Here is a 13,226-nt window from a genome sequence, read left to right on the forward strand (position 1 = left end):
ACGGCCGTCACCCTCGACTGCGCCAGCCCGCCGGCGTTGGCCGCCCTGTATGGGACGGCCACCGGCCTGGACCTGGACGAGCGGTCCACCGGCGACTTCGCGGCGCCGACCTCGACACCGCCGGGACGCGGCTGTCGGCCCTGGGCGCCGTACGGCCCGAGCCGCAGCCCCTCGCGGAACGGTGGCGGGTCCTGCTCGACCCGGCCGGGCGCCCGTTCTGCCTGACGGCGAAGTAGGCCCGGGGCGGAGCGTCTCAGGGTTCGCGGCGGCCGAACTCGGCCGCATGGTCGGCTGCCCAGCGCGCGAAGGTGGCCGCCGGGTGGCCGGTGAGGCGCCGCACGTGATCGGTGACGCACGGGGAGTCGGGGCGCCGCTCCGCCGCCGCGACCAGCGCGTCCGCGAGGGGCTCGGGAAGGCCGTCCGCGAGCATCCGTGCCCGTGCTCGGGCGGCAGGGAGCGCCTCGAAGCGCAGATCGCGCCGGAGCGCGGCACCGAGCTGGGCGACCTGCTCGGCGCGGCCGAGTATCTCCGGTCCCGTCAGCACGTACGGGCCGTGGTCCCGGTCTGCGTGGTCGGCGAGCAGCACGGCCACGGCGGCGTCGGCGACGTCCCGCTCGTCGACGACGGCCGTACGCGCCGCCTGTGGACCCGAGACGACGTCGCCCGCCGCCAACTGCCGCTTCCAGCCGCGGGCGTTGGAGGCCAGCGTGTCGCTCCGCAGCACCACGGGCCGCAGCCCGGCGCCGTGGAGGAGGGCTTCCATGTCGGCGTGCACCTGGACGATGGGGTCGGTCTGGTGGGCGGACCCGTCCTTGACGGCGGCCGAGGAGAGGTGGACGAGGCGGGGCGCCGCCGCGGCGAGTTCCGCGATCAGGCCGTGGGCGGGGGCGGAATCGAGCAGGGGCCAGATCAGGAAGACCGCATCGACGCCGTCGAGCGCCTGGCGGAGGGCAGCGGGGTTCGTGAGGTCGCCGGTCACCGGCTCGGCCTCCGGTGGCGCACCTGCCAGGTCGCGGACCAGGCAGCGGACGCGTGCGCCCTGCGTCCGGAGGCGGTCGGCGACCTCCCGGCCGAGGTTGCCGGTGGCGCCGGTGACCAGGACGGTGGGGCGGCTGGAAGAACGCGTGGGCGTGGTGGTGTCGGGCATGATCGGGACGCTAGCGATTCAGGTCGACATGAAGGCAAGGGCCGCGTGGTGAGGACGATCGGGGAAGTGGCCGCGGAGCTGGGGGTCGAGACCCACGTGCTGCGGCACTGGGAGAGCGTCGGCGCCCTCACCGTGCGTCGCGACGGCAACGGCCACCGCGTCTACGACGACGGCGCGCTGGAACAGGCCCGTACCGTGCTGCGGCTGCGCCGCGTCGGGCTCTCGCTGCCGGAGGTCGCGGCGGCCATGGCGCCGACGAAGGCGGCGGCCCAGGCCGTCGTGCGGGCGAAGATCGCGGCGCTGGAGGAGGAGATCGCCCACCGGCGGCAGGCGGTCACCTTCCTGCGGCACACCGCCGAGTGCCGCCACCGCTACTTGGACGACTGCCCGGAGTGCGCGGCCTTCGTCCGCGGAGGCTGAGCGTCCGGCCTACGCGCTGTGGGCGATCTGGATGAGGTTGCCGCAGGTGTCGTCGAGGACCGCGGTGGTGACCGGGCCCATCGTCAGCGGTTCCTGGACGAAGGTGACCCCCAGTTCGCTCAGCCGGCCGAACTCGGCGGTCACGTCGTCCACGGCGAAGGAGGCGGCGGGGATGCCGTCGTGGACCAGGGCCTCCTTGTAGGGCTTGACGGCGGGGTGGCCGTCGGGCTCCAGGAGCAGTTCGGTGCCCTCGGGGGCCTCCGGGGAGACGACGGTCAGCCAGCGGGCCTCGCCGAGGGGGACGTCGTGCTTCTTCACGAAGCCGAGCGCCTCGGTGTAGAAGCGCAGCGCCTTCTCCTGGTCGTCGACGAAGACGCTGGTCAGGTGGATCCTCATGGGGTGCTCTCCGGTGCGTCGGGCCTGAGCCATCGGGTCACGATGTGCTCCAGCGGCTCGGTGTTCAGGTCGTGGAACTTGTAGCGGCCCTGGCGCCGGACGCGGACCAGCTCCGCGGCTTCCAGGACGGCCAGGTGCTGGCTGATCCCCTGCCGGGACAGCCCCAGGCCGTGCCTGGTCACCAGCCGCGTACACAGCTCGAACAAGGTCTGGCCGTCCCGCTCCGCCAGCTCGTCGAGAATGAGCCGGCGGGTGGGATCGGCCAGTGCCTTGTAGACATCCTCCGCCATTACCCCACCATAGGCAAGCAGCGACTTGCCTATCAAATGGTGCAGCCGGGCGCGCGCCTCACGACTCAGCTCTCCCCCTTGGACCTCCACAGCAGCCAGCCGAAGTACGGGGCGCCGATCACGGCGGTCACGATGCCGACCGGGATCTGGCCGGGGGCGATGACGGTCCGCCCGATCGTGTCCGCGACCACCACCAGCAGGGCGCCGAGCAGCGCCGAGACCGGGAGGACCCGGGCGTGCCGCTGTCCGACCAGGGCGCGGGCCGCGTGCGGGGCGACGAGGCCGACGAAGCCGATGACGCCGACGGCGGCCACCGAGGTGGCGGTGAGGACGACGGCGACGGTGAGCAGCCCGAGCCGCGTCGTGCCGGGCCGGATGCCGAGCAGCCGCGGGGTGTCCGCGTCCAGCCCGATGAGGTCCAGCTCGCGGCGGAGGACGGCCAGCAGCGGCAGCGCCACCACCAGCGCGGCCAGCACGGGCACGACCTCGGGGAGGGTGCGTCCGTACGTGGAGCCGGAGAGCCAGGTCAGCGCCTTGGTGCCGTTGTGCGGGTCGGTGAGGACGATGAGCAGGCTGACCAGCGCCCCGGTGCCGGCCGAGACACCGATGCCGATGAGGACCAGCCGGTTCTGCTCCAGCCCCCTCCGGGCGGCGAGCCCGAAGACGAGGGCGGCGGCGGCCGCGGCTCCGGCGAGGGCGGCCCCGCCGATGAACCAGAATCCGGCGAGCGGGACGACGGTGAGGACGGTGACCGCGCCGACGCCCGCTCCCCCGACGACACCGAGGATGCCGGGTTCGGCCAGCGGGTTGCGCGAGACGGCCTGGACGACGGCGCCGGCCACGGCCAGCGCGGCCCCGGCGAGGAGCGCGGCGGCGACGCGGGGCACCCGGGTGTCCAGGACGAAGGAGACCAGCTCGCCGGAGCGGCCGGTGATCCAGTACCGACGTCACCGAGGAGCAGGCGGGTGTCGCCCAGCAGGACGGCGGCGACGACCGCGCCGGCCAGCGCGGTCCCCGCGACCACCAGGGTCACCACGTACGCCCGGCGGCTCCGCAGGCGGGCGAAGGCCGTGGTGGGGTCGGCGGAGCCGGCGTCGCGGGAGCGGTGGGCGAGGACCACGAGCAGGAGCGCGCCGAAGAGGCTGGTGACGATGCCGGTGGGGACGGCGGTGCCGGCCTGGGCGCCGAAGAGGGCGCGCAGCAGGATGTCGGCGCCGAGCACCACGATCATCCCGGCCACCGAGGCGGCGGGGATGAGGACGCGGTGGCGGAGGAGGACCGGGGCCCAGTTTCCGGCCAGCCGGACGACGGCGGGCGCGCAGAGGCCGACGAAGCCGACCGGACCGGCGACGGTGACGGCGACCGCGGCGAGGAGCACGGCGAGGACGACGGCGACGCCCCGGGTCAGGCGCGGGCTGACCCCGACCACGGCGGCGCCGTCGTCGCCGAGGGCGAGGATGTCGAGCCGCTTGCCGAGCAGGACCAGGCCGACGAGGCCGATCAGCGCGACGGGCGCCATCCGGTCGATGGTCTCCATGCCGATCTGGCCGAGCGAGCCGTTGCCCCAGGCGTACAGGCCGGAGGTCTGCTGCTCGCGCAGGATCAGCAGGAGCTGGCTGAGGCCGCTGAGGGCGAGGGTGAGGGCGGAGCCGGCCAGGACGAGCCGGATCGGGCCCGCCCCGGCGCGGGAGAGGCCCAGCACGATCCCGGCGGCGAGCAGGCCGCCGACGAAGGCGGTGCCGCCGGCGGGGAGGGCCGGGAGGGTGATGCCGAAGGCGGCGACCGCGACCACGGCCAGGTAGGCACCGGCGTTGACCGCGAGGGTGTCGGGCGAGGCCAGGACGTTGCGGGAGACCGACTGGAGGGGGGCGCCCGCCGCGCCGAGGGCGCAGCCGACGACCAGTCCGGCGGCGAGCCGGGGCAGCCGGGAGGAGAGGAGGACGGCGTCGGCCTGGTCGACGGCGTCGCCGCCGGTGAGGGCGGAGCCGAGCGCGTGCCAGAGGGTGCCCGGCCCGAGGGCCGCCGTGCCCTGGCTGACGTGCAGGGCGGCGAGGGCGGCCAGGACCAGCACCGCGACCGGGGCGAGGAGCAGGGCGCGGCCCCGGCGCGCGGCGGGGCCGGGCCCGGCGGAGGGCGCTGCCTCCGCCGGGGCGGCCGCCGGCGCGGGCCGGTCCTTGGTCGGGGAGGTGCTCACGTTCACCCGGTCAGCGCGTCCACGATCGCGTCGACGTACTGCTTGCCGGAGGCGGTGCCGCCGAACATCCAGATGCCGTCGGGGAGGCGGTACACCTCGTCGTTCTTGACGAACGGCAGCGACTTCCAGACGGCGTTGTTCTTCAGTCCGTCGGCGAACGGGTCGCCGCCGTCGGTGTCGTTGGCGATGTAGGTGAAGCGGGCGTCGCCGATCCGGGTGAGCCCCTCGACGTCGGTGGAGGCGAGGCCGTACCCCTTGTCGCCCTTCATCTTCCAGGGACTGACCAGGCCGAGTTCGGTGTTGATGTCGGTGATCAGCGAGCCCTTGACGTAGGGGCGTACGGAGACCTGGTTGCCCTCCTGCCAGCCGTCGGCGAAGGCGACCTTCTCCCCGGCGAGGCCGGCGTCGGCGAGCTTCTTCTTGCCGTCGGCGAGCGCCTCGCGGAAGGAGGCGATCTCGCTCTCGGCCTTCTTCTCGGTGCCGGTGGCCTCGGCTATGAGCTTCACGTTGTCGGTCATCTGGTCGATCTGGCGGCTCGCGTCGGCCGACTTCACCACCACGACGGGGGCGACCTTGGAGAGCTGCTTGACGGCGGCGTCGGAGAGGTCGGTGGTGGCCACGACGAGGTCCGGCTTGAGTCCGGCCACGGTGTCGACGCTGGGCTCGCCCCGGGTGCCGATGTCCTTGACGCCGTCGGGCAGGGGCGCGGCGGTGTCGTACGCCTGATAGCCCTTCACGTCGGCGACACCGACCGGCTCGACGCCGAGGGTCAGGAGGGACTCGACGACGTTCCACTCGGTGCCGACGACGCGCTTCGCGGGACCGTCCAGCTTCACCTTCTCGCCGCGGGCGTCGGTGACGGTGAGGGCGGCGTCGGCGGCGTTCTCCTTCTTCGGCGCCTCGGTGGAGCCGCAGCCGACGAGGGCGGTGGTGGCCACGGCGGCGAGCAGCGGCCACGCCAGGTACTGGGTTCTCATGAGGTGTCAGGGCCTTTCGAGGCGGAGGTGGTGCCTGCCCACCGCGCGGGTGCGGGGGACGCGGGTGGAGGGGTCGGTGTCGACCTCGATCCGGATGCCGTACGTGCCGGTCAGCCGCTCGGCGTCGTAGACCTCGGCCGGGGTGCCGGCGGCGACGACGCGGCCGGCCGACAGCAGGACGACGCGGTCGGCTACGGCGGCGGCCTGGTCCAGGTCGTGCAGGACGACGCCGACGGTCACCCCGTGCTGGTCGGCGAGGTCGCGGACCAGGTCGAGGATCTCCATCTGGTAGCGGAGGTCAAGGTAGGTGGTGGGCTCGTCGAGAAGGAGGACGTCGGTGTCCTGGGCGAGGCAGCAGGCGAACCAGACGCGCTGCAACTGGCCGCCGGAAAGGCTCTCCACGCCCCGGTCGGCGAGCGCGGTGAGGTCGGTGATGGCCAGGGCGTGGTCGATGCGGGCCGCCCCGTCCGGGTCGCCGCCGCGCAGCCGTTTACGGTAGGGGTGCCGCCCGAAGCCGACCACCTCGCGGACGCTGAGTCCGGCGGGGGCGGTGCGGCTCTGCGCGAGCAGCGTGACGCGCCGGGCGAACTCGGTACGCGAGAGCGCGAGCGCGTCGACCCGCTCCTGGCCGTCGGCGAAGACCGTGACGCTCCCGGTCCGCGCCCGGTGCAGCCGCGCGACGGCGCGCAGCAGTGTCGACTTGCCGCTGCCGTTCGGCCCGATGAGCGCGGTGACCTGGCCGCGCGGCAGGCGGAGGTCGGCCCCGTGGACGACGTCGGTCCCGTCGTAGGCGACGGTGATGCCGTCCGCGTCCAGCCCGGTCGCCCCGGCGGTGCCGTCGTCCACGGCGGGCGCGCCGTGCCCGTCCACCGCGAACAGGCGCGGCGGACCGTCTTCTCGGTCGAGTGCAGTCACAAGCGGTGAGGTTAGCCTAACCTTAGCCAGGGTCGGGAATCGGCCCCTCACTCCACGGATGTGGCTTGATCCGGACGCTCCCGGCCGAGGTGGCCCGCCCTCCGGCCCGCGCCGTTACGCTCCCAACCGGCTCCTCACCGGAACGCCCCGGCCGGCCCACGCGCCCGCCGTCCCCCCTCTCGGGAGGTCACCTCCTATGGACCCGCGCCCCGTCCCCTCGCCGCCCGGCGGCCCTCCGGTCAGCAACGCCTCGGTGCTTCTCCACAACGACGCCGGGGCCTACCTGCTGCACCTGCGGGACAATCTGCCCGGCATCTGGGAACCGGGCTCCTGGGCCCTCCCCGGCGGCGGCCGCGAACCGGGTGACCGCTCGCTGGCGGAGACCGCCCGGCGTGAACTCCGGGAGGAGACGGGGCTGGACCTCCCGGGGCTCGAACCGTTCACCGTCGAGACCGCCACCGGGATCGACGGATCGCCGGTCCTGATCCAGGTCTTCACCGCTCGCTGGAACGGCGACCCCGCCACGCTCCACCTCACCGAGGGCGTCCTGCTCCACTGGTTCCGCCCCGATGTCATGCCCCGCCTGCGCCTGGCCCCGTCCACCCTCGAACTGGTCCACCGGCACGCGGGGTTGCCCGCGCCCACGGGGTGGCCGGTCTCACCACAGGAACCACCGGCCGGAGAGACGGGCGCCGACCCGCCCGGCCGACACCCGTGATCAGCCGAGGACGAGCGGAAGGCTCGCCGCGAGGTCGCCCAGAGCCGCCCGCTCGGCGTCGGTCGGTGTGCGGCGTCCGGTGCCGACCCGCAGCGCGGCCTCGTCGGAGAACGAGGCGGGGAACGGGGCCCCGGCGATCCGCTCCAGCGCGGTGCGGGCCGCCGCCAGGGTCTCGGCGGGCGGAGCGGCGGCCGACGGCAGGTGTGCGGTCAGGTCGAGGTGGTGCAGGGTCCATTCGAGTACGTACGCCGCGAGGTAGTCACCGGCGGTCAGTACCTTGTCCTGGGTGCTGACAAGGAGGGCGGGGTCGGCGAGTTCGGCGGCCCGGCCGGCCGCCGAACCGACGTCGTCGAGGTGGAACTTGAGCCACCGCGGCTCGCCGTAGGCGGCGGCCAGCCGGGGGATCAGCGCGTCCAGGGGGTCCTCGCCGGTCGGCGGCGCGTCGAGGAGTTCCCAGTAGGTGACGGCGTCCGCGGTCGGTTCGGACTCGGCGGGCGTGACCAGGGTGATCAGGACGTCCTGGGCGTCGATGACCAGATGGCAGACCAGGTCCCGCACGAGCCAGCCGGCGCAGCCGGAGGGCTGGTCGAAGTCCTCGTCCGGCAGTGCGGCGACCGCCGCGCGCGAGGCTTGCCAGGAGTGCGAGAAGAGTTCCACCACGGCACCGTAGGCCGGAGCCGACCGGCGGACAAGCGCATACGGCCGGCGGCGCACCGTGCACCTGACCGGTCGCCTGTCCCCTCCCCCGCCCGCAGCCCGCCGCCCGGGAGCAGCCGGCAGCGAGGGTCACCGCGACGGAGGGCGCCATCGGCAGGACCGCTGAGGGGACCTTCCCTCCGGTCGGCGTCCTGCTATGCCGAAGGCCGTCCGGGCAACCCCAGCATGTCCGTGAGGTGGTCCCGGGTATGGGCGTATGCCTCTTGGGCGTTCAGAGTGCCGACGTTCACGTTCAGGACGTGCCACGGGGTCCGGGCGAGGAGACGCCGCGTCAATTCACCTTCGGAGCGGAGATGAGCGGCAGCCGACGAGAGGTCGTGAACACCCCGCGTCCCAGGGGAGTCGGCAAGTTTCCGCACGTACCAGTCCTCCCAGGCGTCGCCCTCCCTCCGAACGGCGCGTCGCAGTGCCGTTTCGGGGTCGTCGTGGACATACACCACCGTGACCTGGGCCGGCCGCACGGCCCGGGACAGGTCTTCCATGACCTGGACGAGAGCCGGCTCGTCGTGGCCCCATGCCACAAGGGACGGAATGAAGGGCAGGAGGGCATCCGTCACCAGGTAGTCCTTGCCCGCCGCGAGTGACTCCGCGACGTAGGCGCGCGTGCACTCGATCAAGGTCGCGGGCTGGACGGCGGCAGTCTCACCGGCGAACTCCTCAGCCACGGGCCGAAAGGCCGCCCGCGTGAGAATGTCGGCCTCCTCAAAGTGGTCCACCGATGCGCCGAAGCTGGTCAGCCACTGGGCCACCGCGCGACACAGGGTGGTCTTGCCAACGCCAGGACTGCTGCCGACAACGGAGATGAGGTGCAGGGCCACGGAGGCAGTTTCGCACCCTCGTGCACAACCCTTCACTCCCTGAGCCGCCGGTAGCTGACCGGGAGTCCGGGCGGCGCCGCGGCCGGGACGGCCCGAGGAGGCGCACGGAAGGCGTACGGCCGGCGCGGTTCAGCCCTGCCTAAATAGCCTTCCCCCGGTCTCGCCCGCCCCGCTGGAATGACGCCGAACCCAGCCGCCTCACGGGGGAGTTCCAGTGAGCCATTCCGGTGCACGCAGGCCGTCCGCACCGCTCGCGGTCCGGGCGGTGGGTTCCTTCCTGCCGCCGGTCAGGACGAAGGTGGCGGAGCTGCCCTCGATCCTCGGCCTTCCCGAGGAGGAGCGGGCCGTCTGCGGGCAGTTGGGCATCGAGACGGTCGGGGTGGACGACGCCGACGCGACCACCCTGGCCGAGCGGGCCGCCCGGCGGGCGCTGGCGGAGGCCGGGATCTCGGCCGAGGAACTGGGCGCGCTCCTGGTGGTCGAGCAACGGGCGCCGCGGACGCTGCTCAGCTCCGAGGCGACCCTGCTCCAGGCCCGTCTGGGCGCGACCCACGCGCTCACCTTCACCGTGGGCGGACTGGGCTGCGTCTCCGTGACCCCGGCGCTGCTCACGGCGAGGGGACTGCTGGCCGCCGACCCGGAGCTGGGGCCGGTCCTGGTCGCCCACGGCAGCAAGCCCGTCTCCGAGCACCGGTACCGGCATCCGGTGACCGTCAACGGGGACGGCGGACAGGCCCTGCTGCTCGGGCGGCGGGGGAACCTCACGATCGTGGACCAGGTCCAGGAGACCGACGGACGGTACTGGGACCTCTTCCACGTCGACTACCGGGGCCGGCACCCGTCGCGGTGGCGCGAGGAGTGCACCGACCAGCCCGCCTACTCCTTCCGGCTCGCCGTGGAGACCCGCAACCGGCTGCGGGCCCTGCTCGACCGGCTGTTGCGGCGCAACGGCCTCACCCGCGCGGACGTGAGCGGCTTCGTGAGCCAGAACCTCTCCGCCGGCGGCCTCACCTTCACCGAGGAGGCTCTGGACCTGACGCTGCTCCCGGAGTGCCGGGAGAACCTGCGCGCGCTCGGGCACCTCGGCCCCAACGACGTCTTCCTCAACCTCGCGTCGGCCCTGGAGGCCGGCCGTCTCACCGACGGCGACCACGCCGTGCTGATCAACGTGAGCCCGGTGGCGGCCTGGAGTCTGCTGCTGGTCCGGACAGGCCCCGGGCGCGACGGGCACCGCCCGTCCCCCCAGAACCACCAGGAGACGACGGCGTGAACGAGATCACCGAACAGGTCACCGAGTTCCTCACCCTGGCCCTGCGCCGCCCCGTCGCGCCCGACGACGACTACTTCGCCCTCGGACTGGCCGACTCCCTGTTCGCGCTGGAGCTGGTCACCTTCGTCGAGGAGCGGTACGCGGTCACCGTCGAGGTGGAGGACCTCGACCTGGACAGCTTCCGCACCGCCGCGCGGATCGCCCGCTTCGTCCGGGCCAAGCAGGGCCACCCCGCCGGACTGGGCGCGGGCGATGACGCGTCCGCCTGAGGCCGTGCCGGAGCCGGTGCGCGCCGCCCGGGACCTCGCCGCGCGCTGGCTCCTGCCGGCCGCCGCGTGGGACCGCTCCGAGGGGCTGCCCAGGGACGTGGCCGGCGATCTGGCGCGGGCCGGTCTCCTCGCCCCGGACGTCCCGGCGGAGTACGGCGGCGCCGGGACCGGGCAGCAGGAGCTGGGTGAGGTGTGCGCGACGCTGGGCGGCGTGTGCGGCGCGGTCCGCGGCCTGGTCACCGTGCAGGGCATGGTCGCCGCCGGGCTGCGCCGCTGGGGCACCGCCGGCCAGCGCCGGACCTGGCTCCCCCGGCTCGCCTCCGGGGAACTGGTCGCCGCCTTCGCCGCCACCGAGCAGGACGCCGGCAGCGCCCTCGCGCACGTGGCCACCAGCGTCGAGGAGGACGGCGACGAGCTCGTGGTGAGCGGCCGCAAGAGGTGGGTGACCTGCGGTCAGTTCGCCGACCTGGTCCTGGTGCTGGGCCGGGCGCCCGGCGGCCTGGCCGCCGTCCTGGTGGAGACCGGACGCCCCGGGGTGAGCCGGGAGGCCGTCACCGGGCAGCTCGGGATGCGGGCCGCGCGCATCGCCCACCTGGAGTTCGACGCGGTACGGGTGCCCCGCGACCACCTCGTCGCACCGGTCGGCCTCGGGCTCTCCCATGTCGCCGCGACCGTGCTGGACCACGGCCGCCACACCGTCGCCTGGGGGTGCGTGGGCATGGCGGAGGCCGCCCTGCACGACGCCGTCACCCATGCCGGGACCCGCTTCCAGGGCGGCACACCGCTCAGTGCCCACCAGTCGGTGCGCGCCGTCCTGGCCCGGTCGGCGGTGGCCGCCACCGGGGCGCGCGAACTGTGCCGGCGCGCGGCCCGCGCCCGTACCCACGAGCCGGGGCGCGCCCTGCACGAGACCGTCCTCGCCAAGTACGCCGCCGCCGACGCGGCCGCGGCCGTGACCCGTGACGCCGTGCAGATCCTCGGGTCCGCCGGCTGCGCGCCCGACAGCAGGGCGGGGCGGCTGTTCCGCGACGCCAAGGTGATGGAGATCATCGAAGGAGCACAGCACGTGGCCGAGACGCATATCGCCGACCGCCTCTTCCGTGACCACGGCGTCCCCGCGCCCCGCCCGGACGGAGCGACGGCATGACGACGGACGCCCCGGCAACGGTCAAGTGCCTGGTGTGGGACCTCGACGACACCCTCTGGTCCGGCACCCTGCTGGAGGGCGACGACCCGCGCCCCGCCGAGGCCACCCTGCACACCTTGCGCGCCCTCGACGAACGCGGCGTGCTGCACGCGGTGGCGAGCCGCGGCGACCACGCCACCGCCACCGCCCACCTCGCCAGGCTGGGCCTGGCCGAGCTGTTCACGGCGGTGGAGATCGGCTGGGGCGCCAAGTCCGCCTCGGTGGGGCGGGTCGCCGAGGCGCTGGGCATCGGCGTCGACAGCCTCGCCTTCGTCGACAACGACCCGGTCGAGCGGGCCGAGGTGGCCGCCGCCCATCCCCGCGTACGGTGCTACGAGCCGGAGGAGGTGCCGGACTTCCTCTCGCTGCCGGAGTTCCGCCCCCGCCACCTCACCGAGGAGTCCCGCAGGCGCCGCGAGATGTACCGCGCCGAACTGGGCCGCAAGCGGGCCGAGGAGACGTACGAGGGAGCGCCCGGGGAGTTCCTCGCCTCCCTCCGGCTGGAGCTGACGGTCCGGGAGGCCACCGAGGCCGACTTCGCGCGGGCCCACGAACTGACGGTCCGCACCCACCAGCTCAACACCACCGGCCGCACCTACGACCTGGCGGAGCTGCGGCAGCTCAGCCGCTCCCCGCACCACAGGGTGACGGTGGCCGCGCTGACGGACGTCCACGGCTCGTACGGCACCGTCGGGCTGGTGGTCACCGAGGAGGAGGACGACCGGACGGTGCTGCGGCTGCTGCTGCTCTCCTGCCGGGTCATGTCACGCGGAATCGGCCCGGCCCTCATCGGCCACGTGGTGCGCCAGGCCCTCGCCGAAGGGCGGCGTCCGCAGGCCGAGTTCGTCCCCACGGACGTCAACCGGGCGATGCTCGTCAACCTGCGCTTCGCCGGATTCCGGCCGCTCGGCGAGGCCACCCGGCCGGTGCCGGGCGATCCCCTCCTGCTGGAGTTCCCGCCCGACGCCCCGCCCCCGGCCGTACCCGGCCACGTACGGCTCCTCACCCCGGCCGGAGGTCCTGATGCGTAGCGGCAGCCGTCCCCCCGCGACCACGCCGATCGGTGTGGTCGGGGCGGGGACCATGGGCGTCGGCGTGGCACAGTGCTTCGCCGAGGCCGGGTACCCGGTGACCCTCCACGACCCCGACCCGGCGGCGAGGGCCGCAGGCGAACGACGGCTGCGGACCGGCCTGCGGGCCGCCCGGCTGCTGCGCCGGCCCGCGCCGGGCGACCCGCCCGCCGAGGTCGCCGCCCGGGTGCGGTGGGCGAGCGCGCCGGACGCCCTCGCCGGCGCCGCGCTGGTGGTGGAGTGCGGACCCGAGCGGATGGACGTCAAGGAACGCATCCTGGGCACCCTCGACGCCGCCTGCGGTCCGGACACCGTCCTCGCCTCCTGCACCTCGGCCATTCCCGTCGACATCCTGGCCGGGCACACCGGACGGCCGGACCGCGTGCTCGCCACCCACTTCATGAACCCCGCGCACCTCAAGGACGCGGTCGAGGTGGTCCGCGGGCCGCGCACCTCCGAGGAGAGCCTGGCCACCGTCCTCGCGCTGCTCGACGCCATCGGAAAACGGGCCCATCTGGTGCGCGACAGCCCCGGGTTCGTCTCCAACCGGGTCCTCATGCCGATGATCAACGACGCCGCCGCCCGGGTCGAGGAGGGCACCGCCGACGCCGAGACCGTGGACCTCGTCTTCACCGACTGCTTCGGGCACGCCATGGGGCCGCTGCGCACCGCCGACCTGATCGGTCTCGACACCGTGCTGGACTCGCTCGTCGTCCTGCGGGAGACCACCGGCGACCCCCGCTTCGAACCCACCGCCCTCCTCCGCGACCTCGTCGAGCGCGGACACCGCGGCCGCAAGAGCGGGCGCGGCTTCCACAACTACGAAATCCGGTGACCGC

Annotated in this window: 15 protein-coding genes and 1 pseudogene; 8 read left to right on the forward strand and 8 right to left on the reverse strand. The window is 74.2% G+C overall.

What is annotated here, in order from left to right:
* Positions 1-17: 17 nt before the first annotated feature.
* Entirely contained in the window at positions 18-236 is a 219-nt protein-coding gene (locus IF45_RS32130; RefSeq protein WP_157846481.1) for a VOC family protein, read from the forward strand.
* Between the two features lie 17 nt (positions 237-253).
* Here IF45_RS32130 and IF45_RS0105885 read toward each other — a convergent pair whose 3' ends face one another.
* The gene (locus tag IF45_RS0105885) at positions 254-1,147 is read right to left on the reverse strand and encodes an SDR family oxidoreductase (protein ID WP_030305985.1); all 894 of its coding nucleotides are present in this window, start codon (positions 1,145-1,147) and stop codon (positions 254-256) included.
* A gap of 66 nt (positions 1,148-1,213) precedes the next feature.
* Between IF45_RS0105885 and IF45_RS0105890 the strand changes: the two genes are divergently transcribed.
* Complete coding sequence (locus IF45_RS0105890; protein ID WP_030305987.1) at positions 1,214-1,567, forward strand: MerR family transcriptional regulator; 354 nt, start codon at positions 1,214-1,216, stop codon at positions 1,565-1,567.
* Positions 1,568-1,576: 9 nt separating this feature from the next.
* Here the strand turns inward: IF45_RS0105890 and IF45_RS0105895 are convergent, their stop codons facing one another.
* From IF45_RS0105895 to IF45_RS0105915, 5 genes and pseudogenes are all read right to left on the reverse strand, one after another.
* Positions 1,577-1,963: a VOC family protein gene (locus IF45_RS0105895; RefSeq protein ID WP_010640267.1), complete on the reverse strand. Its 387-nt coding sequence runs from the start codon at positions 1,961-1,963 to the stop codon at positions 1,577-1,579.
* Complete coding sequence (locus tag IF45_RS0105900) at positions 1,960-2,253, reverse strand: ArsR/SmtB family transcription factor (RefSeq protein WP_008416782.1); 294 nt, start codon at positions 2,251-2,253, stop codon at positions 1,960-1,962. Before IF45_RS0105900 ends, IF45_RS0105895 begins: the two co-directional genes overlap by 4 nt.
* 65 nt (positions 2,254-2,318) lie before the next feature.
* Positions 2,319-4,453 (reverse strand): annotated as a pseudogene (locus IF45_RS31265) (iron ABC transporter permease).
* Positions 4,450-5,424, reverse strand: a complete 975-nt coding sequence (locus tag IF45_RS0105910; protein ID WP_008416777.1) for an ABC transporter substrate-binding protein — start codon at positions 5,422-5,424, stop codon at positions 4,450-4,452. The pseudogene IF45_RS31265 and the gene IF45_RS0105910 overlap by 4 nt, the downstream one beginning before the upstream one ends.
* 6 nt (positions 5,425-5,430) lie before the next feature.
* A complete protein-coding gene (locus IF45_RS0105915; RefSeq protein WP_030305990.1) occupies positions 5,431-6,294 on the reverse strand; it encodes an ABC transporter ATP-binding protein in 864 nt (287 codons plus the stop codon).
* 241 nt (positions 6,295-6,535) lie between these two features.
* Here IF45_RS0105915 and IF45_RS0105920 point away from each other — a divergent pair, with 241 nt between their 5' ends.
* Entirely contained in the window at positions 6,536-7,057 is a 522-nt protein-coding gene (locus IF45_RS0105920; RefSeq protein ID WP_030305992.1) for an NUDIX domain-containing protein, read from the forward strand.
* On the opposite strand, the gene IF45_RS0105925 is transcribed toward IF45_RS0105920, so the two are convergent.
* Together IF45_RS0105925 and IF45_RS0105930 are read right to left on the reverse strand one after the other, a co-directional pair.
* Positions 7,058-7,714 (reverse strand): maleylpyruvate isomerase N-terminal domain-containing protein, encoded by a 657-nt coding sequence (locus IF45_RS0105925; RefSeq protein WP_030305994.1) that lies wholly within the window; start codon positions 7,712-7,714, stop codon positions 7,058-7,060.
* Positions 7,715-7,908: 194 nt separating this feature from the next.
* Positions 7,909-8,592 (reverse strand): ATP-binding protein, encoded by a 684-nt coding sequence (locus IF45_RS0105930; protein ID WP_030305997.1) that lies wholly within the window; start codon positions 8,590-8,592, stop codon positions 7,909-7,911.
* A 265-nt stretch (positions 8,593-8,857) separates the two neighbouring features.
* Here IF45_RS0105930 and IF45_RS0105935 point away from each other — a divergent pair, with 265 nt between their 5' ends.
* The 5 genes from IF45_RS0105935 to IF45_RS0105955 are packed head-to-tail and all read left to right on the forward strand — an operon-like array spanning position 8,858 to position 13,222.
* Complete coding sequence (locus IF45_RS0105935) at positions 8,858-9,862, forward strand: beta-ketoacyl-[acyl-carrier-protein] synthase family protein (RefSeq protein WP_030305999.1); 1,005 nt, start codon at positions 8,858-8,860, stop codon at positions 9,860-9,862.
* Positions 9,859-10,131 carry an acyl carrier protein gene (locus IF45_RS0105940; protein WP_008416765.1) on the forward strand — a complete coding sequence of 91 codons (273 nt, stop codon included), beginning with the start codon at positions 9,859-9,861 and terminating at the stop codon, positions 10,129-10,131. The genes IF45_RS0105935 and IF45_RS0105940 overlap by 4 nt, the downstream gene beginning before the upstream one ends.
* Complete coding sequence (locus IF45_RS0105945; protein ID WP_242534217.1) at positions 10,115-11,278, forward strand: acyl-CoA dehydrogenase family protein; 1,164 nt, start codon at positions 10,115-10,117, stop codon at positions 11,276-11,278. Before IF45_RS0105940 ends, IF45_RS0105945 begins: the two co-directional genes overlap by 17 nt.
* Positions 11,275-12,348: an HAD-IIIC family phosphatase gene (locus IF45_RS0105950; RefSeq protein WP_030306003.1), complete on the forward strand. Its 1,074-nt coding sequence runs from the start codon at positions 11,275-11,277 to the stop codon at positions 12,346-12,348. Before IF45_RS0105945 ends, IF45_RS0105950 begins: the two co-directional genes overlap by 4 nt.
* Positions 12,341-13,222 (forward strand): 3-hydroxyacyl-CoA dehydrogenase family protein, encoded by an 882-nt coding sequence (locus IF45_RS0105955; protein WP_026235078.1) that lies wholly within the window; start codon positions 12,341-12,343, stop codon positions 13,220-13,222. Before IF45_RS0105950 ends, IF45_RS0105955 begins: the two co-directional genes overlap by 8 nt.
* Positions 13,223-13,226: the final 4 nt, after the last annotated feature.

Origin of the sequence: Streptomyces albidoflavus (assembly GCF_000719955.1) — a bacterium.
Lineage (GTDB): Bacteria > Actinomycetota > Actinomycetes > Streptomycetales > Streptomycetaceae > Streptomyces > Streptomyces albidoflavus.